28 protein-coding genes are annotated in these 25,998 nt (G+C 51.2%); 19 read left to right on the top strand and 9 right to left on the bottom strand.

Going from position 1 to position 25,998, the window contains the following annotated elements; all coding sequences use genetic code 11:
* The first annotated feature begins 113 nt into the window (after nt 1-113).
* The gene (locus ACFFJP_RS17320) at nt 114-1,385 is read left to right on the top strand and encodes an alpha/beta hydrolase (RefSeq protein ID WP_377247137.1); all 1,272 of its coding nucleotides are present in this window, start codon (nt 114-116) and stop codon (nt 1,383-1,385) included.
* Between the two features lie 14 nt (nt 1,386-1,399).
* Here ACFFJP_RS17320 and ACFFJP_RS17315 read toward each other — a convergent pair whose 3' ends face one another.
* Both ACFFJP_RS17315 and fliK read right to left on the bottom strand, forming a co-directional pair.
* Nucleotides 1,400-1,702 carry an EscU/YscU/HrcU family type III secretion system export apparatus switch protein gene (locus ACFFJP_RS17315; RefSeq protein WP_377247134.1) on the bottom strand — a complete coding sequence of 101 codons (303 nt, stop codon included), beginning with the start codon at nt 1,700-1,702 and terminating at the stop codon, nt 1,400-1,402.
* A complete protein-coding gene (gene fliK / locus ACFFJP_RS17310) occupies nt 1,699-3,705 on the bottom strand; it encodes a flagellar hook-length control protein FliK (RefSeq protein WP_377247131.1) in 2,007 nt (668 codons plus the stop codon). The genes ACFFJP_RS17315 and fliK overlap by 4 nt, the downstream gene beginning before the upstream one ends.
* A gap of 106 nt (nt 3,706-3,811) precedes the next feature.
* On the opposite strand from fliK, the gene ccmA reads away from it, so the two are divergent.
* The 11 genes from ccmA (at nt 3,812) to ACFFJP_RS17255 (ending at nt 13,317) form a co-directional block, all read left to right on the top strand.
* Entirely contained in the window at nt 3,812-4,432 is a 621-nt protein-coding gene (ccmA, locus tag ACFFJP_RS17305; protein WP_377247128.1) for a cytochrome c biogenesis heme-transporting ATPase CcmA, read from the top strand.
* A complete protein-coding gene (gene ccmB / locus ACFFJP_RS17300) occupies nt 4,432-5,106 on the top strand; it encodes a heme exporter protein CcmB (RefSeq protein ID WP_377247125.1) in 675 nt (224 codons plus the stop codon). Before ccmA ends, ccmB begins: the two co-directional genes overlap by 1 nt.
* Before the next feature lies 1 nt (nt 5,107).
* Nucleotides 5,108-5,854 (top strand): heme ABC transporter permease, encoded by a 747-nt coding sequence (locus ACFFJP_RS17295; RefSeq protein ID WP_377247122.1) that lies wholly within the window; start codon nt 5,108-5,110, stop codon nt 5,852-5,854.
* Complete coding sequence (gene ccmD / locus ACFFJP_RS17290; protein WP_377247119.1) at nt 5,847-6,059, top strand: heme exporter protein CcmD; 213 nt, start codon at nt 5,847-5,849, stop codon at nt 6,057-6,059. The genes ACFFJP_RS17295 and ccmD overlap by 8 nt, the downstream gene beginning before the upstream one ends.
* Nucleotides 6,056-6,541: a cytochrome c maturation protein CcmE gene (gene ccmE, locus ACFFJP_RS17285; protein WP_377247116.1), complete on the top strand. Its 486-nt coding sequence runs from the start codon at nt 6,056-6,058 to the stop codon at nt 6,539-6,541. The genes ccmD and ccmE overlap by 4 nt, the downstream gene beginning before the upstream one ends.
* The gene (locus tag ACFFJP_RS17280) at nt 6,538-8,508 is read left to right on the top strand and encodes a heme lyase CcmF/NrfE family subunit (protein WP_377247113.1); all 1,971 of its coding nucleotides are present in this window, start codon (nt 6,538-6,540) and stop codon (nt 8,506-8,508) included. Before ccmE ends, ACFFJP_RS17280 begins: the two co-directional genes overlap by 4 nt.
* The gene (locus tag ACFFJP_RS17275; protein ID WP_377247110.1) at nt 8,501-9,085 is read left to right on the top strand and encodes a DsbE family thiol:disulfide interchange protein; all 585 of its coding nucleotides are present in this window, start codon (nt 8,501-8,503) and stop codon (nt 9,083-9,085) included. Before ACFFJP_RS17280 ends, ACFFJP_RS17275 begins: the two co-directional genes overlap by 8 nt.
* Nucleotides 9,075-9,545 carry a cytochrome c-type biogenesis protein gene (locus ACFFJP_RS17270; RefSeq protein WP_377247107.1) on the top strand — a complete coding sequence of 157 codons (471 nt, stop codon included), beginning with the start codon at nt 9,075-9,077 and terminating at the stop codon, nt 9,543-9,545. The genes ACFFJP_RS17275 and ACFFJP_RS17270 overlap by 11 nt, the downstream gene beginning before the upstream one ends.
* A 6-nt stretch (nt 9,546-9,551) precedes the next feature.
* Nucleotides 9,552-10,748 carry a tetratricopeptide repeat protein gene (locus tag ACFFJP_RS17265; protein WP_377247104.1) on the top strand — a complete coding sequence of 399 codons (1,197 nt, stop codon included), beginning with the start codon at nt 9,552-9,554 and terminating at the stop codon, nt 10,746-10,748.
* Between the two features lie 116 nt (nt 10,749-10,864).
* The gene (locus ACFFJP_RS17260) at nt 10,865-11,605 is read left to right on the top strand and encodes an MlaA family lipoprotein (RefSeq protein WP_377247101.1); all 741 of its coding nucleotides are present in this window, start codon (nt 10,865-10,867) and stop codon (nt 11,603-11,605) included.
* A gap of 203 nt (nt 11,606-11,808) precedes the next feature.
* Nucleotides 11,809-13,317: a peptide MFS transporter gene (locus ACFFJP_RS17255; protein ID WP_377247098.1), complete on the top strand. Its 1,509-nt coding sequence runs from the start codon at nt 11,809-11,811 to the stop codon at nt 13,315-13,317.
* 64 nt (nt 13,318-13,381) lie between these two features.
* Here the strand turns inward: ACFFJP_RS17255 and ACFFJP_RS17250 are convergent, their stop codons facing one another.
* From ACFFJP_RS17250 to tsaA, 4 genes are all read right to left on the bottom strand, one after another.
* Nucleotides 13,382-13,678: a DUF6170 family protein gene (locus ACFFJP_RS17250; RefSeq protein ID WP_377247095.1), complete on the bottom strand. Its 297-nt coding sequence runs from the start codon at nt 13,676-13,678 to the stop codon at nt 13,382-13,384.
* A 111-nt stretch (nt 13,679-13,789) separates the two neighbouring features.
* Nucleotides 13,790-15,514, bottom strand: a complete 1,725-nt coding sequence (locus tag ACFFJP_RS17245; RefSeq protein WP_377247092.1) for a proline--tRNA ligase — start codon at nt 15,512-15,514, stop codon at nt 13,790-13,792.
* A gap of 52 nt (nt 15,515-15,566) precedes the next feature.
* Nucleotides 15,567-16,649, bottom strand: a complete 1,083-nt coding sequence (locus ACFFJP_RS17240) for a Kelch repeat-containing protein (RefSeq protein ID WP_377247089.1) — start codon at nt 16,647-16,649, stop codon at nt 15,567-15,569.
* Complete coding sequence (tsaA, locus tag ACFFJP_RS17235; protein ID WP_377247086.1) at nt 16,540-17,319, bottom strand: tRNA (N6-threonylcarbamoyladenosine(37)-N6)-methyltransferase TrmO; 780 nt, start codon at nt 17,317-17,319, stop codon at nt 16,540-16,542. The genes ACFFJP_RS17240 and tsaA overlap by 110 nt, the downstream gene beginning before the upstream one ends.
* Before the next feature lie 190 nt (nt 17,320-17,509).
* Between tsaA and purU the strand changes: the two genes are divergently transcribed.
* From purU to ACFFJP_RS17220, 3 genes are read left to right on the top strand one after another with little or no spacing between them, the layout of a single operon-like run.
* Nucleotides 17,510-18,343 (top strand): formyltetrahydrofolate deformylase, encoded by an 834-nt coding sequence (gene purU / locus ACFFJP_RS17230; protein ID WP_377247083.1) that lies wholly within the window; start codon nt 17,510-17,512, stop codon nt 18,341-18,343.
* A 24-nt stretch (nt 18,344-18,367) separates the two neighbouring features.
* Nucleotides 18,368-18,856 carry an acyl-CoA thioesterase gene (locus ACFFJP_RS17225; RefSeq protein WP_377247080.1) on the top strand — a complete coding sequence of 163 codons (489 nt, stop codon included), beginning with the start codon at nt 18,368-18,370 and terminating at the stop codon, nt 18,854-18,856.
* Entirely contained in the window at nt 18,846-19,385 is a 540-nt protein-coding gene (locus ACFFJP_RS17220; RefSeq protein ID WP_377247077.1) for a hypothetical protein, read from the top strand. Before ACFFJP_RS17225 ends, ACFFJP_RS17220 begins: the two co-directional genes overlap by 11 nt.
* A 2-nt stretch (nt 19,386-19,387) precedes the next feature.
* On the opposite strand, the gene can is transcribed toward ACFFJP_RS17220, so the two are convergent.
* Entirely contained in the window at nt 19,388-20,044 is a 657-nt protein-coding gene (gene can, locus ACFFJP_RS17215; protein WP_377247074.1) for a carbonate dehydratase, read from the bottom strand.
* Nucleotides 20,019-20,153, bottom strand: coding sequence for a hypothetical protein (locus ACFFJP_RS17210; protein WP_377247071.1), 135 nt, complete (start codon nt 20,151-20,153; stop codon nt 20,019-20,021). The genes can and ACFFJP_RS17210 overlap by 26 nt, the downstream gene beginning before the upstream one ends.
* A gap of 68 nt (nt 20,154-20,221) precedes the next feature.
* Between ACFFJP_RS17210 and ACFFJP_RS17205 the strand changes: the two genes are divergently transcribed.
* Nucleotides 20,222-20,758 (top strand): H-NS family histone-like protein, encoded by a 537-nt coding sequence (locus ACFFJP_RS17205; RefSeq protein ID WP_377247068.1) that lies wholly within the window; start codon nt 20,222-20,224, stop codon nt 20,756-20,758.
* Between the two features lie 76 nt (nt 20,759-20,834).
* Here the strand turns inward: ACFFJP_RS17205 and ACFFJP_RS17200 are convergent, their stop codons facing one another.
* On the bottom strand, nt 20,835-21,578 hold the full coding sequence (locus ACFFJP_RS17200) for a YciK family oxidoreductase (protein ID WP_377247065.1): 744 nt from the start codon (nt 21,576-21,578) through the stop codon (nt 20,835-20,837).
* Between the two features lie 222 nt (nt 21,579-21,800).
* Between ACFFJP_RS17200 and ACFFJP_RS17195 the strand changes: the two genes are divergently transcribed.
* The 3 genes from ACFFJP_RS17195 (at nt 21,801) to ACFFJP_RS17185 (ending at nt 25,994) form a co-directional block, all read left to right on the top strand.
* Nucleotides 21,801-24,212: a VolA/Pla-1 family phospholipase gene (locus ACFFJP_RS17195; protein WP_377247062.1), complete on the top strand. Its 2,412-nt coding sequence runs from the start codon at nt 21,801-21,803 to the stop codon at nt 24,210-24,212.
* Between the two features lie 149 nt (nt 24,213-24,361).
* Complete coding sequence (sohB, locus tag ACFFJP_RS17190) at nt 24,362-25,351, top strand: protease SohB (protein WP_377247059.1); 990 nt, start codon at nt 24,362-24,364, stop codon at nt 25,349-25,351.
* A gap of 1 nt (nt 25,352) precedes the next feature.
* A complete protein-coding gene (locus tag ACFFJP_RS17185; RefSeq protein WP_377247056.1) occupies nt 25,353-25,994 on the top strand; it encodes a class I SAM-dependent methyltransferase in 642 nt (213 codons plus the stop codon).
* Nucleotides 25,995-25,998 lie beyond the last annotated feature (4 nt).

Here is a 25,998-nt window from a genome sequence, read left to right as displayed (position 1 = left end):
GATCCGACCAGTGCCTGAGCTAGCTAAGCTACGCATTTTTCACTCAATTTATTTTTTTGCTATGGCATGATGTGCTGTATATCTGCAAGTACAATGTCACAGGAACGTAAACGATGCGTAATAAGCGTGATCAGGTGATCAATGGAGCCCGGCTGTTGCGCTGGTGTCTGGTCTTTTGCTTCGGGCTGAGCGGGATTTTGACGCTGCAGCCTGCTGTGGCAGCATCACTGGCCGACAGCCAGCACAGTCACTTCTCTATGGTTCTGCAACAACAACGCAGGTATCAGGTGAGCTTGCCGGAACGTTATAAAAGCTCGGCACGACGTTACAGCGTGTTGTATCTGATCGATGCAGACTTTCAGTTTGAGCATGTCGCGGCCACTGTGCGGCAACTGGCGCGGGCTGGCCGAATAGCGCCACTGATTGTCGTTGGCGTCGCCACTAACGGCAGTAGTGACTACCAGCATAAAACCAGCTGGGCTACAGCAGATTTGCCTGGTTCCGGTGGCGCTGCGGCGATGTTGCAGTATCTGCGCACTGAACTACACCCTGTGATCAATGCACAGTATCGGACCAGTGGCAAACAAGCCCTATTAGGTTATTCGCTGGGGGGATTATTGAGCCTGCAAGCTCTATTACAAGATGAGGGCACTTACTCAGCGTTTTATGCGCTAAGCCCGAGTGTCTGGCTGGATAATCAATCGATCATAACCCGCTTTCATCGCGCCGCTCTGGCAAAATTGCCGGCGTCCCGTTTGTTTATCAGTCTGGCCAATGAAGCTGGCATGGGCGTGCAGGAACTGCGCGCCGAGCTGAAACTGCAAGCGCCTGCGACACTTGTGTGGCAATTTCAGCATTTTCCGGCAGAAAGCCATTACAGCATGGCGCTGCCAGCGCTGACTGCGGCATTACACTGGGATTTTGCCGGCCATTTTGTCGATGTGGCACCGTTGTTAAAATATTCAACTTATGGCGAAGTGTTGGATTATTTTGCCGCCAGGCGCCAGCACTGGGCCGGATATCAGTACGACTGGTTGCAGGCTTACACTATCGCCAAATATCTTTGGCTTAGTAACCAATGGCCGCAGGCCGAACAATTGTTACAGAAAACGGAGCAAAAACTGCCCGGCAGTAGTGGGGAATTGCGGGTACAACTGGCAAAAGTGCTGCTGAAAAAACAACAGGCGAAACTTGCGCTGCAGTTGCTGCAACAGGTGCCGCAACAGGGCTACCATGACTGGCACAAGCAAATGGCTGACGCATATGCCGCTCTGCAGCAGCCCGGTTTGGCCTTGCAGTATCAGCAACAGGCCGAAGCGCTGGCCATTTCGCAGCAGCTGGAAGCATGGGAATATCAGGAGCTGGAACCGGGAACTTATCGCTGAAGGCGCATGTTACTTCAGCTTTTAAAATCGATTTTTTGATGAATGTTGACCCAGTTGTCCGGGAATTTGCCCTGCAACACATAAGAGAAGGCAATCAGTTCCGCGATGAGGACGTACAACTCCGGTGGGATCTGATCACCGAGTTCCATCCGTTGCAGTAGCTGATTCAACTGCTCGTCTTCGTGGATCAACACGCCATGTTCGCGCGCCAATGCAATGATATCAGCAGCGAGGTCGCCATGGCCTTTAGCGATGATTTTCGGCGCATTTTTGCCGTCATAATGCAGCGCGACGGCGCTTTGCGGTTTGTCACTCATACCCGAACCTGCAATAAACTGGTGCCACGTTGATACAAATGCTCGGGGATTTTGCCGAGCTGGCAGCCGGCTTCGGCTACCTGTAAACCTTGCATCGTCAGGCGGTCTTTAAATAACGGCAGAAATTGCCCGGTATCCTGCACCGTTTTTTCATTGTCGGCGTAAAACTGTAGACTGACTTCTTTGCCAATCAGCCTGACCTGCACCAGCATCTCTCCCTGCTGAGCTAAATCAAACTTCATCGTTAGCTGCCAGCAGCGTTGTTTGCTGTGTCTGTCGCTGCCATCCGCTTCGCGTTCACTGATCGCCAGTTCCGTAAAACGACTTTCCCCTTGTTGCAGCAGCGGCAGCTGGATCAAGAGCTGTTCCGGCCTTTGTGTTTGTGCCGGTGTGGTTTGCTGTTCAAGATTAGCAATTTGGGCGCTTTGCAGCTGACTGCTGTGACCGGACAACTGCCGCAGCAACTGTGCACTCTGACTGCGGTCAAGCAGACCGATCAACTGTTGCAGTTTGTCTTTTTGTGGCAGATTTTGGCGTTCCGCCGGCAGTTGTGCACCCAACCGTCCCAGCAGTAACTGAATGGCGATAGCAAGCCCACCGGCGGCACTGTTTGGTTGGGCCGGAGTTTGCAGCGGATTGAATTGTAAGGCTGCGTTGATTTGTTGCGTCAACTGCTGCTGCGTTTGCAGCTTGGCTGCATCCGGATGCTGGGTGCGAAGTTCTTGCAACACTTGCCGCACCGCAGCTGGCAGAATCGGGCTATCGGCCAATAAATCAGGACTGGCTTGACTTAGCGGTAGCCACTGCCGCCACAAATCACGGCTGTCAGTTTTCAGGGGGCTAGCCGCTACATGCGTTGCGTTAACGGGTAAAAAACTGAATGGCCGGCTGATGTCACTGACCGACAGTTTCAGTTGCCGTGGCTCAACCTGCGGCGTCAGTTCTAGTTGTAATTGTTGTTGGCCCGGATGTTTCAGTTGCCATAGCCAGCTTTGCCCATTGGCTGCCGGCGCCGCGACCCGCGCGTTTGCCAACCAATGCTTCATATCGCTACCTAACTGTTCCGGCCAGGTCTGCCGGGCTAATAATGGCACCAACTGTTGTTGCAGCGCTGGTTTCAGCGCGATGGCAGCTGGGGCTGCATTGTCGCTTCCAATAGCGACGGCAGGCGAGGCTGATTTGCCCACTGGCGCCGTGACCGGCAGGGAGGTGTCGCTCGGTTTGCCGGGGGCGGTCAGCTGCAATTGTAATTTCAGCTGACCCTGCTGTTGCTGCAGCTCCAGTCGTGCCGGTACGATACGTTGTTCTGGCCACTGTTTCGCTTGTGGCAATAGATCTAAGTCCACTGCGACCGGCTGGCCTTGTGGCAGCTGGATGAATAACTGTTGCCCCTGGCGACTGAGTTGTACCGGCCACTGCAACTTGTTGGCGTCACTGTTGGCGGCTAGTTGTTGTGCCTGCACGCTGAAGTGCTGTTGTGGGCCTGGTGCCGGTTGTTGCAACAGTTGCAACAGCTGGCTGGCCTGTAGCGGGACGGTGAATGTTTTGCCAGCATGGCGCACGGTCAACTGCAGCTGGTCAACGCCGATAGGCTGCAGTTGCACAAACAGTTTTACTTCCTGGGCGCTTGTTATTATGCCGCTTGATTGTGGTGCTACCGCGGCTTGCGCCAGTTGATTTTGTGTCTGGGTTTGGCTAGTGCCAGCAGTCTGCGCCAGCGTATTTGCTGGCGTTGCGACCTGAGTTTGTGGCGCTGTTGTCTGTATTTGCGGCGTTGCAGCAGCAATTAATTGTTGTGCGGTTTGCAGAATTTGTTGCGCAGTATTTTGCGGCAGCGGGATTTGCAGAGGCCCTTGCGGCGTTTGCACAGTCAGCCGGGCGTCCTGATCCCGGCCAATTTGCAGCAGTGCCTGATACAGCTGCGACGGGTCCAGCTTCAGGCTTTGTTCAATTTTTGCACCACTGCCGATTTGCAGCAGACTATCAATATTGATCTGGTTCATATTTCAGGCGCTTAGCCTGTCCGGATGGTGAACGCGCATTCGTATTCTAACGCCAATATGCTAATATGCCCGCGTTTTTTTCTATGCCAACAGGTCGTTTTTGCAGATGCTATTGTCCGCCCGCCAGTTAAGCTGTGTCCGTCAGGACCGAGTGCTGTTTGAGCAGCTCGATCTGCAATTGCACGCCGGTGAAGTGTTGCAAATTGCTGGCAAAAATGGCGCCGGGAAAAGCTCTTTATTGCGAATTCTTTCTGGCCTGAGTGAACCCGAAGATGGTGAAATTTGTTATCAGCAGCGGCCGCTCGCGCAAAGTGCTGATGATTATGCCGACAATCTGTGTTTTATCGGTCATTTAGCCGGTGTGCAGCCACAGTTGACGGCGCTGGAAAATCTTGTGTTCTGGCGCGCTTGTTTTGCGCTGAAAAACGCCGATGACTGGGCCTTGCTGGCCACCTTGGGCCTGGCTGGTCTGGAAGATATTCCTTGTCAGCAATTGTCTGCCGGACAACAGCGGCGAGTGTCGCTCGCCAGACTCTGGCTGACATCCGCTCAGATTTGGATTTTAGATGAACCTTTCACCGCGCTGGATCAGAGTGCTATCGCGGCATTAACTGCTCGTATTGCCGCACATTGCAGTCAGGGTGGGGCAGTGTTGCTGACCTCACATCAGCCGGTGCAAATCCCAGGACATACCGTGCGTGAATTCTTGCTGGAGTATCGCTGGTAATGAGTCATGTTGCGGTGTTTCAGGCTACGTTAAAACGTGAATTAAAATTGCTGGCCCGGCAAAAAGCCGACTGGGTCAACCCTCTGTTGTTTTTCATTATTATTTTGACTTTATTCCCGCTTGGCGTTGGTGCCAAACCGAACTTATTACGTGAAATTGCCCCCGGCGTGATTTGGATCGCCGCTTTGTTATCGGTATTGCTGGGCGCCGAACGGCAGTTTCGTCAGGACTACCGCGACGGCGTACTGGAGCAACTGGTGGCAGCACGTGCTCCACTGCTTGGTTATAGTCTGGGTAAAATCGCTGCGGGCTGGATTAGCAGCGGGCTGCCGCTGATCCTCGTTTCGCCGCTATTGGCATTATTTCTTGGTTTATCGGCAGAAGCCTTGTGGGCGGTGGTGCTGACTTTACTGCTCGGCACGCCGCTTTTGAGCTTATTGTCCGCACTCGGCGCTGCACTGACGCTGTCTGCCGACAAAGGCGGGATTTTATTGGCGCTGGTTATTCTGCCTCTGTATATTCCGTTACTGATTTTCGCCAGCGCGGCCGTTGAACAAGCCGGTTTTGGTCTGAACTATCAGGCGCAACTGGCCGTACTGGCTGCGATGTTGTGCGTTGCACTGGCGCTGGTGCCTATCGCGGTGCAAAAAGCATTAAAACTGAACGTGGGGTGATATGTTTAAGTGGCTTGATCCATATGCAAAACCACAGGTGCTGTTCGCCACCTTGCTGTGGTGGCAACGCGGCCTGATGCCGTTGGCCATCGTCGTTTTACTGCTTGGTACCATTTGGGGCCTTGGCTTTACGCCGGCGGATTATCAGCAAGGTGACTCGTACCGGATCATCCACGTGCATGTGCCGGCGGCAATCTGGTCGATGGGCGTCTACGCCTGGATGGCGATTGCTGCTTTCATCGCTTTGGTTTGGCAGGTGAAAACCGCGCAATGGGCTATCGGTGCTATGGCGCCGATTGGAGCCGTCTATACCCTGATTGCGTTATTTACCGGCGCGGCCTGGGGCAAACCGATGTGGGGCACCTGGTGGGTGTGGGATGCACGTCTGACTTCTGAATTGATCTTGTTATTCCTGTTTCTTGGCGTCATGGCGTTGCAAAACGCTTTTGCCGACCGTCAGACCGGTGATAAAGCCGCCTCGGTGCTGGCAGTCGTCGGAGTGGTCAATCTGCCGATCATTCACTATTCCGTCGAGTGGTGGAATACGCTGCATCAAGGCGCCACTATTACTAAATTTGCCAAGCCGTCGATGGACCCGTCGATGTTATGGCCGTTATTAATCTGCATTCTGGGATTTGCGCTGTTGTTCGGGGCTTTAACTTGCCTGCGGCTGCGCACCGCTATTTTACAACATGAAGCGCACCGCCCCTGGGTGCGGCAATATGTCGAGGAACAGCAACATGCCTGAGTTTAACTTCACTTCTTTCAGTGATTTTCTGGCGATGGGCGGTTATGGCTTTTTTGTCTGGTTATCTTTTGGGTTTAGTCTGGCCGCGATAGTGGCACTAGGCTGGTACAGCAAACGCCAGCAACAGCAGTTTATCCAACAACAGGCTAGTCGCTCTGCACGCGAAGCGCGGGTGCGGCAGCAGCAAGACCGGGAGCAGGTATGAATCCACGTCGTAAACAGCGGCTGATTGCGGTCAGCGGTATTCTGGTGTTACTGAGCGGTGGCGTTGGCGCCATGTTGTATGCGCTGAACGAAAACGTGGATTTGTTCTATACACCGTCACAACTGGTCGATGGTCTCGGTGAAGACAAAAACAAACCGGTAGTCGGGCAACGTCTGCGCATCGGTGGTATGGTCGTCAAAGGTTCAGTGCGCCGCGATGAGCACAGTCTTAAAGTCAGCTTTGATTTAGTGGACACAGGTCCTATTGTCACTGTGCACTACGACGGCATTTTGCCGGATTTATTCCGCGAGGGGCAGGGTATTGTGGCGCAAGGCACTTTGCTCGATGCGACCACCATTGAGGCCACCGAAGTGCTGGCCAAACATGATGAAAACTACATGCCGCCAGAAGTGGCTGAGGCAATGAAAGGCATTAAGCATGTCCCGCCAAAACAAACTTATCCTGCAGGGACGTCACAATGATCGCTGAACTTGGACATCTCGCACTTTGTTTTGCTTTAGCTATTGCTCTGGTGCTGGCCATCTTCCCATTGTATGGCAGCTATAAAGGCGCTGCGGGGCCAGTACTGCTGGCCCGTCCGTTAGCAATCTTGTTGTTTCTGTTGACCAGTGTCGCTTTTGGCGCCCTGTGTTATTCGTTTTGGAGCAACGATTTTACCGTATTAAATGTCGCCAGTAATTCCAACAGCATGCTGCCGTGGTATTACCGCATGACGGCGGTCTGGGGCTCACACGAAGGGTCGATGTTGTTGTGGGTGCTGATGCTGTCAGGCTGGACTGCCGCAGTTGCGCTGTTATCCAATAGCTTACCGTTAATTCTGCAAGGCCGGATCCTGGGCGTTCTCGGCATTATCAATGTCGGCTTTTACGGCTTTGTGCTGTTCATGTCGAACCCATTTGAACGCACCTTACCGTTTTTCCCGGTGGATGGCCGCGATCTGAATCCGCTGCTGCAAGATTTTGGCATGATCATCCACCCGCCGTTGTTGTACATGGGATATGTTGGTTTTGCGGTGTCTTTTGCCTTTGCCATTGCCGCTTTGCTTGGTGGTCGGTTTGATTCGAACTGGGCGCGTTGGGCGCGGCCTTGGACCTTGGCGGCTTGGTTGTTTTTAACGCTGGGTATAATGCTGGGCAGTTGGTGGGCTTATTTAGAACTCGGCTGGGGTGGCTGGTGGTTCTGGGATCCGGTGGAAAACGCGTCGCTGATGCCTTGGTTAGTTGGGACGGCTTTGATCCATTCGCTGGCGGTGACTGAAAAACGCGGCACCTTTAAATCCTGGACAGTATTACTGGCGATTGCGGCTTTTTCGTTAAGTTTATTGGGCGCGTTTTTAGTCCGTTCCGGTGTGCTGGTGTCCGTTCACGCTTTTGCCACAGATCCAAGCCGTGGCTTGTTCCTGTTGTTCTTCTTGTTAGTGGTGGTGGGTGGCTCTCTGCTGCTGTATGGCGTGCGGATGCATGCAGTGCGCTCACAAGCGCGTTATCAGTTGTTCTCGCGGGAAGTGTTGTTATGGGGCAACAATATCTTTTTGTTGACCGCAACATTAGTGGTGTTTTTGGGCACATTGTACCCACTGTTTCATAAAGAGTTGGGTCTGGGCTCAATCTCGATTGGCGAACCGTTCTTTAATTCAATCTTCCAATACCTGGCGATCCCATTTGCCTTACTGCTTGGCTTAGGGCCTTGGGTGCGCTGGAAACAACAGCAATGGCAACCGCTGCTGCAGCCGCTGTCGATGGTGCTGGTGGCGGCGTTAGTGTTAGCGGTTGGCGTGCTGAGTTTGTACCAAACGCCGTCAGCAAATTTAGCGCTGCTCGGTTTGATTTTGGGCGCTTGGGTGACAGTGTCAACTGTTGGTGAGATCCAACAAAAAGCCGTGCAGTTAGGTGGCGTGCCGGGACTGTTTAAGCTGCAAGCCAGTCACTGGGGTATGGTGCTTGGTCACCTGGGTTTTGCCATGTTGGTAGTCGGGATCGCGATGACCAAAACTTTCAGCGTGGAAAAAGATGTCCGGATGAAAATTGGCGATAGCGTTGAGCTGAACGGTTACACCTTTTTATTAAGTGATGTGTATGCACTGAATGGGCCGAACTATGGTGGTCAGGCCGCAGAGCTTGAGGTGTTTGCGCACGGCGAAAAGCTGACGCATTTACACGCGGAAAAACGCTTTTATCCGGTGACGCGCTCAGTGATGACTGAGGCTGCAGTTGATGCACGATTAAGCCGTGATTTATATGTGGCATTGGGTGAGGAATTGTCAGGCCCATCTTGGGCGTTGCGTGTGTATGTCAAACCTTATGTACGCTGGATTTGGCTTGGTGCGATTTTAATGGCGCTGGGCGGTTTGGTGTCCTTATCAGATAAGCGTTATCGCCGCAAAGCCAAGGTTGCCGTTGCAGAAACTGGAGCAGATGCTCATGCGTAAAGCCCTGTTTTACGTGCCTTTAGCCGCCTTTTTAGCGCTATCGTTGTTTTTGTTGAGTGGTTTGTTTTCAGATCCACGTGATCATGGATCGGCGCTGATTGAAAAGCCGCTGCCGGCCTTTAAATTGCCGGATCTGCAGCAACCAGCACGTATCGTGACTGCCGCAGATCTCAAAGGCGAGGTGACATTACTGAATGTGTGGGGCCTTTGGTGCCCGACCTGTAATGCTGAGCTTGGCTTTTTAACCGAGTTACGCCAGCAGGGCGTACGCATCGTCGGGCTTTATTATGTCCAGCCAGTGGATGCAGCTTTTGGCGATACGTTTGATATCGACAAGTTACGGGTGGATGTACAGGACAAGCTGGCTGAACAGGGCGACCCGTACCTGTTTAACATCGTTGATGAAAAACGTTCGTTGATCTTCGATTTGGGCGTAACCGGTGCACCTGAGACTTTTTTAATTGACCGCAATGGGGTGATCCGTCACCACCATGTTGGCGACATCAATCCGCAAAACTGGCCAAAGATCCAGCAGTTGTATCAGAAACTGCTGCAGGGAGGTACTGATGCGCCTTAACTGTTGGATGTTACTGACCGCGCTGGCATTGCCAGCCACTGCGACCGAAGACTTAGTGCAGTTTGAATCGGCAGAGCAGCAACAGCTGTATCGCCAGTTGACGGCAGAACTGCGTTGTCCAAAGTGTCAGAATCAAAATATTGCCGATTCAAACGCTGTCGTCGCGGTAGATATGCGCAATAAAACTTTAGAACTGGTGCGCCAGGGCCAAACGCATGATGAAGTCATCGACTTTATGAAGCAGCGTTATGGTGATTTTGTGCATTACCAGCCGCCATTTCAGCTGAGCACTATTTGGCTCTGGTTATTACCGATTTTGGCTGTGTTATCGCTGGCATTCACCGTATTTCGTCGCAGTAAATCCAGTCAAACTGCTGAGGCTCCGGCCACGGAAAGTACCGAGCTGGATGCTGAATTACAGGCGATGATTGATGCCGCCAGTGCGAAGTCGAAGGAGTAATACCTGATGTTGATGAATTTAGCTCTGACCGCCGCGGCATTGTTATTACTGGCCACTGTGTTGTTATGTTGGCCACGACGGATGAAAGCCGGTCAGCAATTGGACCGAAAAACGCTATTTGCGGAAAAATTGGCGCTGCTCAGTGATGCGCGTGATCTCGGCGAGTTATCAGACAGTGATTTTGCCGTGGCGGCGGCGGAATTAAAAAATCAGTTTCTGGCGCCGTTACCGGATGCGCAGTTACTGCAAGGCCACTCGGCGCGTAGCGGCTTATTGGCACTGCTGTTGCTGACATTGCTGACGGCGGTGTTGTATGCATCGACCGGACAATACCGTGAACTCGTTAACTGGCAGCAAGCACAGGATAATCTACCGGCGTTTGGCGAACGGGCCTTACTCGGCAAAGGCGAACCGTTGTCAGAGGAAGAGCTGCGGCAGTTTGCACTGGCACTTCGCACTAAACTGGCAACGAGTGGCGATGACGCCGTGGCCTGGTTTGTGCTCGGCCGGATCTGGTTTAGCCAAGGCCAAATTCCGGAATCCATTGAAGCTTTTGAAAAAGCTTTAAGCCTGACGCCGGAGCGTGTCAATCTGCTGGTCAGTTACGCGCAGGCGCTGATGGTCGAAGGTTCCGAAGAGAGCGTGAAAAAAGCGGCAAAAAGCTTAGGCGCGGTTCTCAGTAAAGATGCTGGCAATATCGATGCTCTGTCGATGCTGGCGTTGATTGCGCAGCAGCGCGGCGATAAAAAAGAAGCCCGCGCCGCCTGGGAAGTACTGCTGGCACAACTCCCCAAGGATGACCCGCGTTACGCACAGGTGCAACAGCAGCTCAAACAGTTAGAACCGCAGCAAAAATCGGCCGCACAGGCAGGACCAGTGCTAAATATCACGCTGACAATCCCGCAAGCGGTGGCCGATGCCAATGCCGGGGCCACCTTGTTTGTATTTGCTCGTGCGACCCAGGGCATGCCATTGCCAGTTGCGGTGCAAAAACTGACACTGCAAGCCGGCACAATGCAAATTCAGCTCGATAACAGTCATAGCATGCAGCCGGACTGGAACTTATCTGCCGTCAACAGCGTCACAGTGGGGGCCCGCATCAGTCGCAGCGGTTCAGCCACACCAGACCCAACCGATCTGCAGTTAAAATCGGCGGAATTGACGTTGTCGGATGCGGCACAACAGGTTGAATTGAGTTTTTAACCAGCGAAAGCTGAATAAAAATACGGCATGTTCGCGGAAAAACCGGCTTTTGCAGTGATCCGCGACTGAGCTGCAGGGTATAATCCCGCGCTATTTTAATTGCAACAGGACGCAGAATGCATTTCATCAAAACTACAGCGCTGCTGCTGACGCTGCTATTGGCTGGTTGTGCCAGCAAGCCAGAACCGCAGACCGCTGCACACAACGACCCACGTGATCCGATTGAGTCATTGAACCGCAAGACCTGGACGCTGAATTACGAATATCTTGACCCCTATTTGCTGCGCCCGGCGACGGTTGGATATATGACCGTCACACCAAAACCGGTACGGTCAGGACTGGCCAATATGGTGCAAAACCTCGATGAGCCAGCCAGTTTTATTAACGCCGTGCTGCAAGGCAAACCAAAAAGCTCAGCGATTTCCGCGGGTCGTTTTCTCGTCAATAGTACCGTAGGGGTGTTGGGTTTCTTTGATGTGGCCTCTCATTTTGAATTGCCGCTGCAAAACGAAGATTTCAGTCAGACGCTGGGCGTCTGGGGCGTAGGGCATGGTCCTTATGTGATGTTGCCTGGTATGGGGCCTTCAACGGTGCGGGATACCACCGGTCGTGTTGTCGACAACCTGTATTTCCCGCTGGCTTTATTAAATACGCCGTTATCAATCGGCCGTTTTGTCATTGGTGCTCTGGATTCCCGGGAGCAGTTGATGTCACAGGAAAAGCTGCTGGACGACTCGCTTGATCCGTATCTGTTTGTGCGCGATGCCTATTTCCAGCGTCAAGATTACAAGCAATATGATGGCAATCCGCCGCAGGCGGAAGTCGATGAAGAAGCGTTAGAGCAGTTCATCGAATAGCGGTTTACCGCTTTGGCCGGGCTGACCAGTGCAGCCCGGCTTCCTATTTCTGTACAGCTGCGGTATAAACGGCTGGCAAAAATCAAAAAAACAGAAACACCCGCGTTTTATAACTATTAGAAACAGGATACCACCATGACCCAATCCCCTGTGACTCAGCCACAGCATGCGCTGCTGTGCTGTCAAATCCGCCGGAGCTGCCCATGAATAATGTAGCTGCCAGACAATTCGATACTCTGTGGGGCCACCCCAAACCGCTGTGGATGTTATTCATGGCAGAATTCTGGGAACGCTTTGCGTTTTATGGCATTCGCTGGGCTTTAACGCTGTACATCGTGGCACAGTTTTATGAGGGCAACGCTGCCGGTGAGGCCGATGCCAGCCGTTATTACGGCGCTTATCTGGCACTGGTGTATGCCACGGCGATTTTCGGCGGATATGTCGCAGACCGCGTGATTGGTTATCAGCGCTCGATTTTGCTTGGCGCTGTCGTGATGTCGATTGGCCTCTTTATGATCATGATCCCAAGCTTGGAATTGTTCCTGCTGGGTCTGGCCGTGATTGTGGTTGGTAACGGTTTATTTAAGCCGAATATTTCGACATTAGTGGGTAAGTTATACGAGCAGGGCGACGATCGCCGTGACCGTGGTTTTACCATTTTTTACATGGGGATTAACTTAGGCGGTATGTTGTCGCCGTTGATCACCGGCTGGCTCGCCAGTGAAATTTTTGGCACGCCACAGCATCAAAACTACAAAGCGGTATTTGGCGCTGCTGGCGTTGGCATGCTGTTAAGTACTGTCTGGTTCTACATTGGCCGTGCCCAGTTAAAAGGCATTGGCGTGGTACCGGAAGATAAGCCTGAAGATAAGCCTGATGCTAAGAAACTGGCTTATGTAGTTTTAGGTGTTATTGCTGCAGTACCTGTAGTTTATTTCTTAATGGCCGGCATGGGCGCGCAAACATTGGCGTGGGTGTTAGGTGTATTATTTATCATTGTCGCGCTGATGTTGCTGGCAGAAGGTAAACAAACCGGTACTGTGCAAATGCATCGGGTCTGTGCCTTGTTGTTGCTGTTTGGTTTTAACGTCACGTTCTGGATGTTCTTCGAACAAGCTGGCAGCTCGTTTAATTTCCTGGCACAAAACCTGGTCAATCGCGATGTATTTGGCGATGCCAGCTTCATCTTCCCAACGGGCTGGTTCCAGTCCGTCAACTCGATGGCCATTATTATTTTCGCACCTATTATCAGTGCGATTTGGTATTTCACCAGCAAACGCAAAATGGAACCAACGATTCCGTTTAAGTTTGGTCTGGGTTTATTAGGCAATGCACTAGGCTTTTTAGTGCTGATGTACGCCTTAACTCAATTAGTCGATGGCAATGGTCTGATCCCGATGTGGCCGCTGGTGCTGTGTTATGTACTGCAGTCAATTGGTGAGTTGTGTTTATCACCGATTGGTTTGTCGATGGTCACCAAACTCGCGCCGGTGCGTTATGTCGGTTTAGCGATGGGCGCTTGGTTTTTATCCATTGCGACCGGTAATAACCTGTCGGGCCTGCTAGCCGGCGAAATCTCCGGTGAAACCGGCATGACGGTTGAATCGGCGTTGGCCGGTTTTAGCTTCAGCTTCTACCTGCTGTTAGGCGCAGGTATTGTGCTATTGCTGATTTCGCCGCTGATTAACAAACTGATGCATGGCGTTAAATAACGCAGTTGCATTGAGACAAAATAAAAGGGCCTGATGGCCCTTTTATTTTGCTTGATTTCCGACGTTATAGCTGCAGCTGCCGTCGAGCCTGCGTTAACAAGGGCCGAACTAAGGCAAAAGTCACAGGACGGGTCAGCAGCGGATAAATCAGCACCAGACCAAACGCCAAACCCGCCGCATGAAGCACTGTCTCAGCTCTGGCAATCAGTAGAAACGGCGGGATCAACACACAAAGCTTCCAGACATTGAGGATCAGCTTCTGTGGGGTAGGCAATTGGTCGGCGGCTCGGCGTAACACGGCCATCCGATCACGAAAGTTCAGTTGCTGCAGTTCAGGTAAAGCACGACTATTCCAGAACATAACATACCTTTTTGACATCAATTTAGCGGTTATACGGCCTGATGACAGGATCAGATTGGCTTTAAACAACTGAGGCCGGCAATGCCGGCCTCAATTTAGATGCGCCCGGGATCAGACCAGCTTGGCCAGGATCTCAGCGACTACATCGTCAATCGCTAGCAGCGATTTGTCACCACTACGACGGTTTTTGTATTCAACCAAACGCTCATCCAGATTGCGCTCACCAATGACGATGTGGTGTGGCACGCCCAACAGTTCCATGTCAGCGAACATCACACCTGGGCGTTCTTTGCGGTCATCGAACAACACTTCAACGCCCGCTGCGGTCAGTGCTTTATACAGCGCTTCGGCAGTGTCTTGAATACGCACAGATTTGTGCATGTTCATCGGCACCAACGCGACCTGGAACGGCGCAATTGCCGCTGGCCAGATAATGCCGTGCTGGTCGTGATTTTGCTCAATAGCCGCCGCCACAATGCGTGACACACCAACACCATAACAACCCATGGTCATGATCTGATGTTTGCCTTCTTCATTCAGCACACCGGCTTTCATCGCCGCGGCATAGCGGTCACCGAGCTGGAAGATGTGACCGACTTCAATACCGCGTTTGATCACCAGCTGGCCTTGACCACATGGGCTTGGGTCGCCTTCAACGACGTTACGCAGATCGGCCACTTCGTATTGTGCAATATCGCGGTCAAAGTTCACACCGCTCAGGTGATAACCGTCTTTATTGGCACCACAGACGAAGTTAGCAACAACCGCAGCACTGCGATCAGCGACGATGCGAATCGATAAACCTACCGGACCGAGCGAGCCAGCGGATGCGCCGGTCACCGCTTTGATGTCGGCTTCAGTGGCAAAAGTCAGCGGGCTTTGTACGCCGGCCAGTTTCTCTGCCTTGATTTCGTTTAAGTCATGATCGCCACGTAATAACAGCGCCACCAGCGGTTGCGGGCCTTTGTCATCAGTCCGCTCACCGTATACCAGTAACGTCTTGATGATTTGGCTGGCGTCGACGGCCAATAAAGCTGCGACCTCGGCGATAGTGCCAGCGTTTGGCGTCGCGATTTCAGTGACTGGCGCTGTTGCTGCCGGGCGTGGCGTCGTTGGCGCCAGCGCTTCAGCTTTTTCGATATTGGCAGCGTAATCGCTGGCATCGGAGAACACGATGGCATCTTCACCAGAAGAGGCCAGTACGTGGAATTCGTGTGATACTGCGCCGCCGATGGCGCCGGTATCCGCCAGCACTGGACGGAAGCCAAGGCCTAAGCGGGTAAAAATGTTGCTATAGGCCTGATACATCGCCTGATAGGTTTTTTCCAGACATTCCTGACTCAGGTGGAACGAGTAAGCGTCTTTCATCAAGAATTCACGTGCACGCATCACACCAAAACGTGGCCGGCGTTCGTCACGGAATTTGGTCTGAATTTGGTACAAATTCAACGGCAGCTGTTTGTAACTGCTGACTTCTTTACGCACCAGATCGGTGATCACTTCTTCATGTGTCGGGCCTAGCACGAAGTCGCGCTGGTGGCGGTCTTTAAAACGCAGCAGTTCTGCATCCATTTTTTCCCAGCGACCGGATTCCTGCCACAGTTCGGCAGGTTGCACCATCGGCATCAAGACTTCGATAGCGCCAGCTTTATTCATTTCATCGCGGACAATCGCCTCGACTTTGCGCAGCACGCGGATACCGTTTGGCAGCCAGGTGTACATGCCAGATGCCTCGCGGCGGATCATGCCGGCGCGCAGCATCAATTGGTGGCTGATAATTTCGGCATCGGCCGGTGTTTCTTTTAAGGTGGATAACAGGTACTGACTGGTGCGCATTGCTGTGTTCACTCTGAAATACAAATAATTTGGCCCTATTCTAACAAGGGGTTTAATCCGGCAGAAGGGTGATTTGTTGTTTTATGAAGTCTGATTGGACTTGTTGCCCTTTGGTCATGCCGCCAAGGCTATAGATCTCGCCGTTCAGTTCCAGCAGATTTCGCAGGTCCATCACTGGCGTGCTGACTTTGCCTTTACGCCACTGTTGCGTTTTAGGTTGATATAACCAGACTGCTGCATCCGGTTCAGACGGTGTGCCGTTGTAGCCGATGCCGGTAAAATTGTATGGGTTGGTGGTACCGCCAATAAATGCCAGATAGCGCTCGCCCTCTACAGTAACGGGTAGTGCTGCCTGACGGTAACGGGCAACACCGGTTGGGTGCGAAATGGCTTTCCAGCTGATTTTCCGTGCATTACTGCTGTCAATTTCGCCCTGATAACAGGCTGCTGTAGCGACATAACTGCGTTTGCCGTCAGGGTTTAACGCGGTTGTGACGCCATCACAAATCAACAGCTTGTTGCCATCGACAGTGCCGGCATGACCAAACACCGGTGTGCCCGGAAATGGGGTGGCCTGGCTCCATTTCTGCGTGAAGTTATCAAACAGCTGCACCAAATTGACGTTCCCGTCATTGTGCCAGCCACTGACCAGATAAATGTAACGGTTTTGATAAGTCAGCGCGACGCTGTCATCCACCGCGACCGGCATGTCCGGCAGTTTGGTGTAATTCTTACTGATCGCACTAAAACGATAGCTGTCGGATTGTGTGACTTCAGTACCGTCTTTCGCTACAGAATAACCGCCAAACAGATAAAAATTCTGCTCAAGTACCGTGGCCGTCATTGCCAGCCGATTGCTGTGTCCAAGGCTTGATGGCACATTGGGGAGTTTTTGCCAGCTGCTATCGCCGGCTTGTAACAGCCACCCTTTGTTGTGCGCATCCGCGGCAGTTTTGCCATTGCCAAGACCACTGAAACTGGCGATGTAGGTCTTGTCGCGGATCGTAGTGGCGAGGACCACATTGTTACTGACCGGTTCCGGTAGTGGTGGCAACGTCTGTGCCAGCGCTGGTGTCAGCAGCAGTGGACTCAGTAGCAAGCGCGAAAATAGCGGTAACGTGATTGTGGTTGCCATCGACTGTCCATTTGATGTTGTAGTGATACAGAGTCATACCATAACTTTGCAGTTCGTCACGCTGTTTTTTGTATGGTGGACGCGGGTCTTGTTTTAACACTTTCTCGATAAACAGCTGCAGCGTCGGATATTGCCGCTGGCTTTGGCAAAATGCGGCAGCTTCGGTACTGAAACTGACCGTCATATCCGTCTCCGGTGCGGCATCGGCAAATCCACCCCGCGCATCCGGCAGCGCATCTGCATAAGGCAGATAAGGTTTGATATCTATTACGGGTGTGCCGTCGAGCAGATCAATACCGGACAGATGCAACACCAGCAGTTCTCCACGCCGGCTGACACCTTCAAGTTTTACTACGGATAATCCAATCGGATTAGGTCTGAAAGTGGCGCGAGTGGCAAATACACCTTTTTTGTTGTTACCACCGAGCCGTGGTGGTCGCACTAACGGTGACCAGCCTTTATCTGCGGTCTCATGAAAGATAAATACCAGCCACAAATGCGAGAAAGCTTCGATGCCCCGCACAATGGCATCATCCGCATAGGGCGGGTGCAGCACCAGTTCGCCCTGAGCTTCCGCAATAAGCCCAGGCTGGCGTGGGATTGCGAATTTTTGCTTGTAAGGCGACTGAATAAAACCCAGCGCCGGTAATTGAAACATAGAAGCTGTCATGCACAAATCTGTCGCAAGTTTGATATTACTGGGCATTATCCGGCGCTATGGCTGAAACAACAAGACTTGACACCTGACCACACGGAATTGCTTGCTCTTGGAGGTCTGGGTGTCTAGAGTGGATTTCCTTATATAACAATTTACAGGTCGGTAACCTGTAGGTTTGATCTGAAGTGAAGAGTTGTCAGCAATGGAACAAAAAACGTTATTAATCGAATGCCCGGATTCGAAAGGACTGATCGCGCAAATTACCAATATTTGTTACAAGCATCAATTAAACATTACCCGCAATACTGAGTATGTCGATCCGGATTCTGGTCGTTTTTATATGCGAACCCAGCTGGAAGGTATTTTTAATGACCATACTTTATTACTAGATTTAGATCGCGCTTTGCCGCGAGGCAGCGAACGGCAGTTAGTCGGTACAGCAAAAAAGCGGGTCGTGATCCTCGTCACCAAGGAAGCGCATTGTCTTGGTGATATTCTGATGAAAGTGTTTGATGGCTCCCTTGAGCTGGATATCGCAGCGGTGATTGGTAATCATCCGAATTTGCAGGCACTGACGGAAAAGTTTGAGCTGCCTTATCATTTTATTGACCATCAGGGTGTGAGCCGGGTGGAACACGAACAATTAATATTGACTCAGGTTGCGCAGTATCAGCCCGATTATCTGGTACTGGCAAAGTTTATGCGGGTGTTGAGCCCTGACTTTGTTGCTCGCTATCCGCAGCGTATTATCAATATACATCACAGTTTTTTACCAGCTTTTATTGGCGCTCATCCCTATCGCCAAGCGTTTAATCGTGGCGTGAAAATTATTGGAGCAACTGCGCATTTCGTCACAGATAGTCTGGATGAAGGCCCGATCATTAAACAAATGGTGTCGAATGTTGATCATACCTACAGCGCAAAAGATATGGCGAAAGCTGGGCGGGATGTAGAAAAAAATGTGCTGACTAAAGCTTTGGAACTAGTAGTGGAAGATCGGGTATTTGTACACGGCAACAAAACCGTCATACTTTGATTAAACGCGCGCGCAGGAGAGTTTATGCAACCCAGAAGTGTAGAATTCCGTTTTCTGGCAGAACCAACGCATGTCAACTTTGGTGGCAAAGTTCATGGCGGTATGGTGATGAAATGGCTGGATCAGGCGGCCTATGCCTGCGCAGCGCGCTGGAGCGGGCTATATTGTGTCACCGTGTCAGTTGGCACCATTCGCTTTCGCCGGCCGATTCTGGTCGGGCATTTGGTGGAGCTCGAAGCCAAAGTCGTGCATACCGGCAGTACCAGCATGCATATTTTTGTGCAGGTGCGCTCGGGTGACAGTAAAAGCGGTGAACTGGCCGAAACCAATCATTGCATTATTACTTTTGTGGCGCTGGATGAGCAGGGCAATACGGCCAAAGTGCCGGTATGGCAACCGGAAACACCGGAAGATAAATTCCTAGAACAATATGCCATTCAGATGAAGCAGTTCTCGCAAACAGTAGAACAACAAATGTTAGATTTTTATCAGGAGCAACAACTTGATACCTAGAACCTACATTTTTTCTGCCTGTTGTTTGCTGCTTGGTTTACTAGGTAGCGCACAGGCTGCGCCAGAGAACCTCAGTGCCGAACTGGAACCGTTGCGGCCATATATAGGTAAAACCTGGCGTGGCTTGTTGTCAGAGCCTGGCAAGCCGGAAAAAATAGACATCAGCCACTGGGAGCGGGCGTTAAACGGTACTGCAGTCAAAATCAGCCATTCGGTGAACCAAGGCGAATATGGTGGCGAGACTACAGTTTTTTTTGATAAGAAACTGAAGCAGTTACGTTACTTTTATTTCACTACCGCAGGTTTTTATACGCATGGAACTATGCAGTTTGACGCAAAAACCGGGGTGTTAGCGGCGCAAGAGCAGGTTGAAAATAATACCTATGGCATCACTGCTGTGCGATCGTCGTCATCAGTTGTTGCAGGACAGCTAAAAGTTAGTGCTGAGTATTTGCAACATGGCAAATGGGTTGCAGGCCACAGCGCCATCTATACCGAGGCGCCGGACGCAAAAGTAGAGTTCAAATAGCGTTATTTCTCACTGAGGTAGTCATCGGTCAGGTCTAATGCATAAATATTATCGATCTGATTGGCGCTGGAGTGACTGACCCGCAGATCTTTAATCCGACCGTTACGCAGGCTGTAAACCCAGCCATGCACTGTAAGCTCCTGACCGCGTTCCCAGGCTTCCTGCACCACGCTGGTGTGACACACATTACGCACCTGCTCGATGACATTGAGTTCGCACATCCGGTTTTGCCGCTCGGCTTCGGTTTCCAGTGCTTCGATTTCATCGCGGTGCATGGCGTAGACATCTTTAATATTACGCAACCAGTTATCGACCAGCCCGATGCGTTGTTTGTTCATCGCCGCATTAATACCACCACAACCATAATGGCCGCAGACGATAATATGTTTCACTTTCAGAATATCAATCGCATATTGCAGCACTGACAGACAGTTGATATCCGCATGTAACACCAGATTCGCCACATTGCGATGCACAAACAACTCGCCTGGCAATAATCCAACGATATCGTTGGCCGGTACCCTGCTGTCTGAACAGCCAATCCACAGATATTCAGGTGCTTGTTGCGCTGAGAGCTTCTTAAAAAAGCCCGGCGCTTCCAGTTCGATACGGTCGGCCCATGCCTTGTTATTCTCAAACAGATGTTTTAACGATTGCATTAGCATCCCCGGCCATAAAATTCTGCTTAAGATACCCGATTTGTCGTTGAAAACCAGCACCGACCAGCTGGCTGCGCCGAAATGACAGATTTTCCTGCAATTCTGCCATTTCTTTTTCTTTATAATAACTCTATGATATTCGCACTTATTATATCGCCAACATAGAAGGTTCTCTTTATGTCATTATTACTTGATAAACGTGAGTTAAAAAAAGCAGCAAAAGAATTGTCTGTAGTAAAGTTACAGGAAGTAATTGATGTATTGAAATCGGTACTTGATGAGCGTCAGAAAGAATCCGAAGTTCTGGACAAAGTACGTGAGTTTGCCCGTGCGCAAGGTTTTACACTGGAACAATTAGGTTATAAATTAAATGCAGAAGGCACTGTCGTTATCAGTCATGACGAAGAGCCGCAGCAAGATGATTCAAAACGCCCAGTAAAACCTAAATTTAAAACAATCAACAAAGAAAGCCAGTTCTTTTATGTTGAAAATGGTCAGCTGCAGTTGTTGAAAACGCATACGATGAAAAAAGCCTTGAACGATAAAGGCATTGATGTCGTACCATTTTCAAAAGTTGAAAAGAAATATGTCAAACAAATCGACGCATTACTGGCCGACGCGACCAGCCAAGCACTGGTTAATTTTAATGCCAAAGTCGATGTCTGGAATGAATGGGCAGCCGTTCACAATGAAGAGATCCTGGTCAAACGTTAATTTGACAAGATAAAATTTGAGAATAAAAAAAGGAGCCTGTGGCTCCTTTTTTATTCTCAAATCAACCCGAACCGACTTATTTTGTTTGTGCGTCCAATGTCTGGCCATTGATATCGCAGCTTTGGTCAGACATCAGATACAAATACAGCGGCATGATGTCGGCGGGAGTTTTTAACTGACGCTGGTCTTCACCCGGGTACGCAGCATTGCGCATCTTAGTCCGTGTTGCGCCTGGGTTTATGCAGTTAGTGCGGATGCTGGAATTTTCGTATTCGTCCGCAATTAATTGCATCATGCCTTCTGTTGCAAATTTAGATACGGAATATGCTCCCCAATAGGCCCGGGCTTTACGACCGACGCCTGACGACGTAAAGATCAACGACGACTTGGGTGCTAATGCCATGACTGGTAGCAGGGCCTGCGTCATCAGCATCGCGCTGGTCAGATTCACTTGCATGATTTTCTGCCAGGTCTCCAAATCTATATGAGTAAACGGAGTCAGCACGCCCAACATGCCTGCGTTGTGCAACACACCATCCAATTTGCCAAATTCTGCTTTAATCGTATTGGCCATGTCAGTGTAATGTTGTTTAGTCGCACCATTTAAGTCCAGTGGGACAATCGCCGGCTCCGGCGCTCCGGCAGCGACTATCTCGTCATAAACTGCTTCGAGTTTTTTAGTGGTTTTACCCAGCAGTATCACCGTCGCGCCTGCGGCGGCAAAACTGATAGCCGCCTGGCGGCCGATACCGTCACCGGCACCGGTGACTAAAATGGTTTTACCGGCCAGTTCATCTGGCTTTGCGATGAAATTATGCATGAAAAACAACCTCTTCAGCTGCTGAAATCGCGCGCAGAATACAGCGTTGTCGCGCTTTTTGCACCTTTCTTCAGAGAACTGCAGATTAGACCTAGCGAATTTTTTCTGATTGGGTTAAGTTTAACTGGTCGTAGCTGTTACCAGTCTACACAAAGGAATTTTAATCTGCAGCTGAGCTAAGTTGCGGAAATATAATAAAAAATCAGGACACGGGGAGAACATATGAAGAAGCTTCTGATTAGCCTGGCGGTGACCAGCGCGCTTGGGCTGACCGGCTGTGGTGGTGACTCACTGAATGATATCAAACAAGATACGGCAAATAATGATCAGGTACTGGTACCGTTGAGCCGCGTCGTGTTTGATCCAACAGCCGGTAAAGTATCTGTGCCGAATGACTTGTTGTTCCAAGGGACCACAGACGGCACCTTAGTGATGCCCGGTGAGGCGGTCGCCACACCAAACTACACCGATCCACAAACTGCATTAGGTGCATTAGACGGATGGTCGACACAAAATCCGTTTACCGTTGAGCTGGCATTTGCTGGTGGCGTCAGCCTGGATGCGGCCAGTGCCTCACGGCCAGACAGCGTGCGCGTGGTCGAAGTGCTAATGGGCGACCCAGCCTCACCAGACACAGCTTGCCGCGCTGTACCACGTGGCGTCGCTTGTAAATCAGTAGGACAACTGACCTTTGGTCAGGACTTTGTGACCAGAGCTGTAGGAAACAGTGTGGCAGTTATCCCGCTGAAGCCGCTCAAAGCGGCAACGACTTACATCCTGGTGCTGACTAATAATCTGAAAGACTCCGAAGGCCGCAGTGTTGCGCCATCGACCACCTATGAGCTGGTGAAACAGGATCTGGCGACGATGCCACTCGGTTCTGAAGCGCAGCGTGCGTTGCAGGGCGTAATCAACAGCTTTGAAAATGCAGTGTCAACACAGTCTATTGCTAAAAACAGCATTATTTACACGGCAGCGATCACGACGCAATCCACAGCGAACGTACTGGCGACAGTCAAACAACTGATGTTACCAAGCCCACTGAATGGCAATAACCCACCTAAAGTTGTTGTGCAGAACACCGGTAAACTGGTGTCTGATCTGTTATTCCCTGGCGCCACCATTCCTGACAATCCGGCTGACCCACGTTTTGCCTTCAAGTTAGCGCAATATTATGCGGGCACTATCAGCTTGCCATATTACCTTGGGGTGTCGACAGCAGCGGCTCCTACTGCTGCTTTAAGCACGCGCTGGACTGGCCGTTGCGACAGTGGCGCGATGATCGCTGCGCTGACAGATGCTCAGAAGACAGCACTTGAGGCCGGCATCACGACGCCTGCACAAATGCAAAATGATGCGGTCTGTAAGGGCGCCAGCGGCGGCGCACTGCGTGATTTTGGCGTCGACAAACAACGTCACCTGACCAAGTTCAACGTCATACCAAAACCAAACTCAGTGCAGACTCTGCAAGTGCAGATGACGGTGCCAAATGAAGCCTATGGTCTGAAAAAACCTGCCACTGGCTGGCCTGTAGTGATCCTGCAACACGGTATTACCGGCTGTAAAGAAAGTATGCTGGCTATAACAGGGGCCTTGTCGTCACAAGGTTTTGCCACTGTTGCAATTGACCACCCACTGCATGGTAGCCGTGGATTTGATGTCAATGGCGATGGCAAAAAAGACGTGACTGCGTCTGGCGCCTATTGTCAGGAATCTGGCAATGCAACTGTCTATATGAATCTGGCAGATATGCTGGTCACCAGGGATAACCTGCGCCAGAGTATCGCTGATATGTTAGGTCTGCGTTTAGGCCTGAACTTCAACAACACGACCGGCCTGCTGAATACCCAAGATGTGCAGTTTATGGGGCACTCGTTAGGTGCTATTACCGGTGCCAGTATGGTCGCATTAGCGAATGCAACAACCGGCGTAGCACAGGCAGATGCGCTTTATAAAGTAAGAGCCAGTACCTTAGCAATGCCTGGTGGTGCCGTGGCGAATTTCCTGCTGGAATCACCTGAGTTCGGCAATACCATCAAATCCAGTGTTATGCTGGGGTCTGCGGCGTTGTCGCCAGGATTCAAGGCGTTTGTTGATGCACAGAAAGTTTGTGTGGAAGCTGCGACCTATGCCGGCTGTGCTGCCCGTTTTGTTGATGGTTATCTGGCGGATTTGACCGCAAAAGGTCAAGTTGCCGCTTTAACTGCTATCAGCGCCACCTTTAGCCAATTTGTGTTTGCCGCCCAGACGATTACTGATGCCGGCGATCCAAATAACTACGCTGCGATGCACGTAGCAGGCAAAACACCAGTGCATATTCTGGAAGTGGTCGGAAACGGCTCTACCAACAAGTCTGATCAGGTCATTCCAAACCAGGCTGTTAATATGCCGTTAGGTGGAACAGAACCTCTGGCCCGCTTGTTAGGTGCTGTTGCCTTGCCAGCCAAGGCTGGTTCTTATGTGATCGAACGCGCGGCAATTGCACGCTTCACTGAAGGTGATCATGCGTCAATTCTGAGCCCGACGGCCAGTGCAGCGGCAACAGCAGAAATGCAGCGGCAAACCGCATCGTTTTTCTTAAGTCGTGGCACCGGCATTCAGGTGACCAATGCGTCAGTGTTAAAAGCACAATAAACGCAGAGTTGATACAAAAACCCGGTACTGCCGGGTTTTTTTTCAGCCTAAATTTGGTGTTAGTGCGGACAAGCCTCTCTGCTCCGAGGCTATCCGGCAGACGGAATGTCGCGCTAGAATGACAACAGGTTAACGACAAAGGATAACAAGTGGAATTTCTATTCGAATACGGCATGTTTTTGGCGAAAACGCTGACGCTGGTACTGGCGATTGGCGCAGTGATCCTGATGATTGTTATTGCGACAGTCAAACCCAAAGCCAGCAAGGGTGAATTGTGTTTTGATGATTTATCAGCTGACTATCAGGCGCTAAAAGCGGATTTGCAGCAGCAACTACTGGATAAAAAAGCGTTTAAGATTTGGCAGAAAGCGGCCAATAAAGCGGCCACACCGCAGGCGAAGCTGTTTGTCATAGATTTTACCGGCAGTATGGATGCTCATGAAGTGGACGCGTTACGGGAAGAAGTGACAGCCGTGCTGGCTGTTGCACAAGCAGACGATGCCGTGCTGGTTCGGCTGGAGTCGGGCGGCGGCGTCGTCCATGGCTATGGACTGGGAGCTTCTCAGTTACAGCGTCTGCGGCAGAAAAATATCCCGCTGACTGTTGCGGTTGATAAAGTCGCCGCCAGTGGTGGTTATATGATGGCGTGTATTGCAGACAAAATTGTCGCGGCACCTTTTGCAATTGTTGGCTCGATTGGCGTCATTGCTCAACTGCCAAACTTCAATAAGTTACTGAAAAAGAACCACATTGATTTTGAGCAATTCACGGCCGGCGAATTTAAGCGGACAGTTACAGTGTTCGGTGAAAACACCGACAAAGGCCGGCAAAAGTTTCAGCAGGAACTCGAGGAAACTCATGTGCTGTTCAAAGATTTTGTCAAACGTCATCGACAACAGTTGGAGATCGATGAAGTTGCTACAGGTGAACATTGGTTTGGTTATCAGGCGCTTGAGCTGAAACTGGTTGATGAACTGACGACCAGCGATGATTACCTGCTGACGCAATTGAGCGAACGTCAGGTGTACAAAGTGCAGTATCGGATCCGCAAGTCCATCGCGGAGAAATTGGGACTGGCTGCAGCGACAGCGCTAAAAAGCACGGTACAGCAGCTACAGCAACTGACATTGTGGCGTTGAGATGGACCCGGCATTCTGGTTACGTTGCTGGCAGCAGGACCAATTGGGCTGGCAACTTGATGCGGTCCATCCGTTATTGAGTCAGGCGCCGGCCGACTGGCTCGATCATCGGCCGGTATTTGTGCCGTTATGCGGCAAGTCGCCGGACCTGCTTTTTCTGGCACAGCATGCAGCAGTGACTGGCGTGGAGCTGTCTGAATTGGCCTGTACCGATTTTTTTCGGGAAAACGGACTTGTCATGGACTCGAGCCAAGACGCAGGCTTTGTCAGATCTCAGGCTGCCAATATTTGTCTGTACCAGGGGGATTATTTTGCATTGGCTCAAGCGCATGTTGCATCTTGTCAACGTATCTATGATCGGGCCGCATTAATAGCTTTGCCTGCTCCAATGCGGCAAAGTTATGTCCGCCATCTCAGAAAGTTGATGCCAGAGGCGGACATGCTGTTGCTGAGTCTGGAGTATCCGGCAGGAGAGAAGCAGGGGCCGCCATTTAGCGTCACAGCTGCTGAAATCAAAGAACTATTTGATTTCGCGACGATCAGCCAGTTACAGCAGCGAGACCTGACGGGGCAGGGCTTTGCCCGCCGCAGGTTTGACACCAGTACGCTCATTGAGACCAGCTGGCGTATTCAGTGGAATTAAAAAA

This window comes from Rheinheimera tilapiae, assembly GCF_042432165.1.
Classification (GTDB): domain Bacteria; phylum Pseudomonadota; class Gammaproteobacteria; order Enterobacterales; family Alteromonadaceae; genus Pararheinheimera; species Pararheinheimera tilapiae.
Note: the sequence above shows the minus strand (reverse complement) of the source record. Positions and strands in the feature narration are given on the sequence as shown.

What these genes read in the sequence shown, in the direction of transcription:
- ACFFJP_RS17320 (WP_377247137.1), top strand. Translation starts at nt 114, where the DNA reads ATGCGTAATAAGCGTGATCAGGTGATCAATGGAGCCCGGCTGTTGCGC.
- ACFFJP_RS17315 (WP_377247134.1), bottom strand. Translation starts at nt 1,702, where the DNA reads ATGAGTGACAAACCGCAAAGCGCCGTCGCGCTGCATTATGACGGCAAA.
- fliK (WP_377247131.1), bottom strand. Translation starts at nt 3,705, where the DNA reads ATGAACCAGATCAATATTGATAGTCTGCTGCAAATCGGCAGTGGTGCA.
- ccmA (WP_377247128.1), top strand. Translation starts at nt 3,812, where the DNA reads ATGCTATTGTCCGCCCGCCAGTTAAGCTGTGTCCGTCAGGACCGAGTG.
- ccmB (WP_377247125.1), top strand. Translation starts at nt 4,432, where the DNA reads ATGAGTCATGTTGCGGTGTTTCAGGCTACGTTAAAACGTGAATTAAAA.
- ACFFJP_RS17295 (WP_377247122.1), top strand. Translation starts at nt 5,108, where the DNA reads ATGTTTAAGTGGCTTGATCCATATGCAAAACCACAGGTGCTGTTCGCC.
- ccmD (WP_377247119.1), top strand. Translation starts at nt 5,847, where the DNA reads ATGCCTGAGTTTAACTTCACTTCTTTCAGTGATTTTCTGGCGATGGGC.
- ccmE (WP_377247116.1), top strand. Translation starts at nt 6,056, where the DNA reads ATGAATCCACGTCGTAAACAGCGGCTGATTGCGGTCAGCGGTATTCTG.
- ACFFJP_RS17280 (WP_377247113.1), top strand. Translation starts at nt 6,538, where the DNA reads ATGATCGCTGAACTTGGACATCTCGCACTTTGTTTTGCTTTAGCTATT.
- ACFFJP_RS17275 (WP_377247110.1), top strand. Translation starts at nt 8,501, where the DNA reads ATGCGTAAAGCCCTGTTTTACGTGCCTTTAGCCGCCTTTTTAGCGCTA.
- ACFFJP_RS17270 (WP_377247107.1), top strand. Translation starts at nt 9,075, where the DNA reads ATGCGCCTTAACTGTTGGATGTTACTGACCGCGCTGGCATTGCCAGCC.
- ACFFJP_RS17265 (WP_377247104.1), top strand. Translation starts at nt 9,552, where the DNA reads ATGTTGATGAATTTAGCTCTGACCGCCGCGGCATTGTTATTACTGGCC.
- ACFFJP_RS17260 (WP_377247101.1), top strand. Translation starts at nt 10,865, where the DNA reads ATGCATTTCATCAAAACTACAGCGCTGCTGCTGACGCTGCTATTGGCT.
- ACFFJP_RS17255 (WP_377247098.1), top strand. Translation starts at nt 11,809, where the DNA reads ATGAATAATGTAGCTGCCAGACAATTCGATACTCTGTGGGGCCACCCC.
- ACFFJP_RS17250 (WP_377247095.1), bottom strand. Translation starts at nt 13,678, where the DNA reads ATGTTCTGGAATAGTCGTGCTTTACCTGAACTGCAGCAACTGAACTTT.
- ACFFJP_RS17245 (WP_377247092.1), bottom strand. Translation starts at nt 15,514, where the DNA reads ATGCGCACCAGTCAGTACCTGTTATCCACCTTAAAAGAAACACCGGCC.
- ACFFJP_RS17240 (WP_377247089.1), bottom strand. Translation starts at nt 16,649, where the DNA reads ATGGCAACCACAATCACGTTACCGCTATTTTCGCGCTTGCTACTGAGT.
- tsaA (WP_377247086.1), bottom strand. Translation starts at nt 17,319, where the DNA reads ATGACAGCTTCTATGTTTCAATTACCGGCGCTGGGTTTTATTCAGTCG.
- purU (WP_377247083.1), top strand. Translation starts at nt 17,510, where the DNA reads ATGGAACAAAAAACGTTATTAATCGAATGCCCGGATTCGAAAGGACTG.
- ACFFJP_RS17225 (WP_377247080.1), top strand. Translation starts at nt 18,368, where the DNA reads ATGCAACCCAGAAGTGTAGAATTCCGTTTTCTGGCAGAACCAACGCAT.
- can (WP_377247074.1), bottom strand. Translation starts at nt 20,044, where the DNA reads ATGCAATCGTTAAAACATCTGTTTGAGAATAACAAGGCATGGGCCGAC.
- ACFFJP_RS17210 (WP_377247071.1), bottom strand. Translation starts at nt 20,153, where the DNA reads ATGGCAGAATTGCAGGAAAATCTGTCATTTCGGCGCAGCCAGCTGGTC.
- ACFFJP_RS17205 (WP_377247068.1), top strand. Translation starts at nt 20,222, where the DNA reads ATGTCATTATTACTTGATAAACGTGAGTTAAAAAAAGCAGCAAAAGAA.
- ACFFJP_RS17200 (WP_377247065.1), bottom strand. Translation starts at nt 21,578, where the DNA reads ATGCATAATTTCATCGCAAAGCCAGATGAACTGGCCGGTAAAACCATT.
- ACFFJP_RS17195 (WP_377247062.1), top strand. Translation starts at nt 21,801, where the DNA reads ATGAAGAAGCTTCTGATTAGCCTGGCGGTGACCAGCGCGCTTGGGCTG.
- ACFFJP_RS17185 (WP_377247056.1), top strand. Translation starts at nt 25,353, where the DNA reads ATGGACCCGGCATTCTGGTTACGTTGCTGGCAGCAGGACCAATTGGGC.